The 571-nt window shown below is 59.0% G+C and carries 2 protein-coding genes; both read right to left on the reverse strand.

What is annotated here, in order from left to right; genetic code table 11:
- Nucleotides 1-340 (reverse strand): hypothetical protein (locus CQ12_RS45425; RefSeq protein ID WP_198164351.1); only part of this gene is annotated, 340 nt, incomplete at its 3' end.
- Nucleotides 341-352: 12 nt separating this feature from the next.
- Nucleotides 353-571: hypothetical protein (locus CQ12_RS45735; RefSeq protein WP_210180602.1), on the reverse strand; the 219-nt coding region annotated here is incomplete at its 5' end.

The raw sequence follows: 571 nt of genomic DNA on the forward strand, positions 1-571 counted from the left end.
GGATCTGGGTGCATTCGAGCCACGCCGCACTGAGCGCATCGGAGATCGTGTCGCCCGTGTACCGACGATGCAGCCATCTGGTCCATTCGCCGTTGCATTCAACCGCGCAATTTGGCTGCCCGTTGAAATCCGGATTGTCGCATAAGATGGTGACGCAATCGCCTTCCTCGCTGCGAAGGAAGTCGATCATTTCAATGATGCGGGCTGCCTCGGTCCGCTCGGAGGAGCGAGCAAGGATCGCGTCGTACAGCGCATAGAGCTTGGTGTTGCTACCGTCGTTGCCGAGGAAGTATTCCGGCAAGCCGACTTCGCGCCAAAGAGTTTCGATGGGATGCCTCACCGGGATAATCTCCTAGAATGGAATGTCGTCGTCGCTGACGGCTGGCTTCCGAAACCATCCGCGCTTGCTTAACTCCCAATGGATCGTTGCGAGGGGATGGCGAACGGCCCACCAGAAATCGCTCCACCGTTGCCGGCGATCCTCGCGCTCCATGATCTCCGCATATTCGGACTGGAAGCGCAGTTCGCGATCCATCTCAGCAGCGGTCGCATACCAGGACTCGCCGCAACG

It is taken from the genome of Bradyrhizobium jicamae, from assembly GCF_001440395.1.
Lineage (GTDB): Bacteria > Pseudomonadota > Alphaproteobacteria > Rhizobiales > Xanthobacteraceae > Bradyrhizobium > Bradyrhizobium jicamae.